This window comes from Lentzea roselyniae (assembly GCF_039537795.1).
In the GTDB taxonomy this organism is placed as follows: domain Bacteria; phylum Actinomycetota; class Actinomycetes; order Mycobacteriales; family Pseudonocardiaceae; genus Lentzea; species Lentzea atacamensis.
The window spans coordinates 1-1,431 of sequence record NZ_BAABBE010000118.1; the positions used below are offsets into that span (position 1 = coordinate 1).

The window sequence follows — 1,431 nt, forward strand, 5'->3', positions numbered from 1 at the left end:
GAGCAATAGTCAAGACCTGTGGATGAAGATCTTTATGCTGCGGTGGGTGGTGCGTGTTCGTCGGGTCGTTCGACGAGTGTGCCGTTCTCGAAGCGGGCGCCGGCTCGGACCAGAGCGACCAGTTGCGGGGCGTTCACCGCGCGCCAGCGCGCCTGGGCCGACTCGATCAGTTTGAACGCCATCGCCAGCCCGGCGGCGCGGGAGCCCGGCCCCTTGGTGACTTTGGTGCGGTGGCGCACGGTGGCGAAGGTGGACTCGATCGGGTTCGTGGTGCGCAGGTGGATCCAGTGCTCGGCCGGGTAGTCGTAGAACGCGAGCAGTTCCTCGAGATCGTCGGTGATCTTCGCGGCCGCTTTGGGGAACTTCGCGCCGTAGGCGGCGTCGAAGGCTTTCACCGCGTCCAGTGCGTGCGGTTTGTCCTCGGCGTTCCAGATCTCCGCGAGTGCCTTCTTCGCGCCGGGCTGCGCGGACTTCGGCAGCGCGGACAGCACGTTGCCGATCTTGTGGAACCAGCAGCGCTGCTCGCGGGTGTCGGGGAAGACCTCGCGTAACGCGCCCCAGAACCCGAGTGCGCCGTCGCCGGCCGCGAGTACCGGGGCACGCATGCCGCGGCGGGCGCAGTCGCGCAGCAGATCGGCCCACGACTCGGTGGACTCGCGGTAGCCGTCGGCCAGGGCGACGAGCTCTTTGCGTCCGTCGGCACGGACGCCGATCATGACGAGCAGGCAGAGTTTGTGTTCTTCCAGGCGGATGTTGACGTGAATGCCGTCCGCCCACAGATATACGAAGTCCACATCGGACAGACTCCGCTGGGCGAACGCGCGCTGCTCGGTCTTCCACTGCTCGGTCAGCTTCGTGACCACCGGCCCGGACAGGCCCTTGCTGCTGCCCAGGAACTGCCCGAGCGCGGGCACGAAATCCCCGGACGACAGACCGTGCAGATACAGCAGCGGCAGCACCTCGGTGATCTTCGGGGTCTTGCGCGCCCACGGCGGCAGAATCGCCGAGGAGAACCTCTTCCGTTCACCCGTCTCGGGGTCAGTGCGTTTGTCGTTGACCCGCGGCACGGTCACCTCGACTGCCCCGGCGCTGGTGAGCACCTCGCGTGGCTGGTGGTAGCCGTTACGCACCACCAGCCGGTGGCCGTCCTCGTCGAGCTCCTCGCGGAACTGGGCGATGTAGGCGTCGACCTCGGCGCGCAGTGCCTCGGCCAGCATCCGCCGGGCACCCTCCCGGACGATCTCGTCGATCAACGACGACGAACCCGCCGCCGTCGCCGTGCCCTCGTCGTTCGGTTCATCGCCAGGGACTACGGTGAGCATGGGCGTGCCTTCCCGACCGACGCGCCAACGTCGGCCTTGCTTGAGGATCAGCAGATCATCGGGAAGGTACGCCCCTTCCCAACTCATCCACAGATTTCAAGCATTGCTC

At 66.9% G+C, this 1,431-nt stretch carries 1 protein-coding gene; it reads right to left on the reverse strand.

The features are described 5' to 3' along the window. Nucleotides 1-32: 32 nt before the first annotated feature. On the reverse strand, nt 33-1,322 hold the full coding sequence (locus tag ABFX45_RS46125) for an IS256 family transposase (protein WP_346137416.1): 1,290 nt from the start codon (nt 1,320-1,322) through the stop codon (nt 33-35). Between the last annotated feature and the right edge of the window lie 109 nt (nt 1,323-1,431).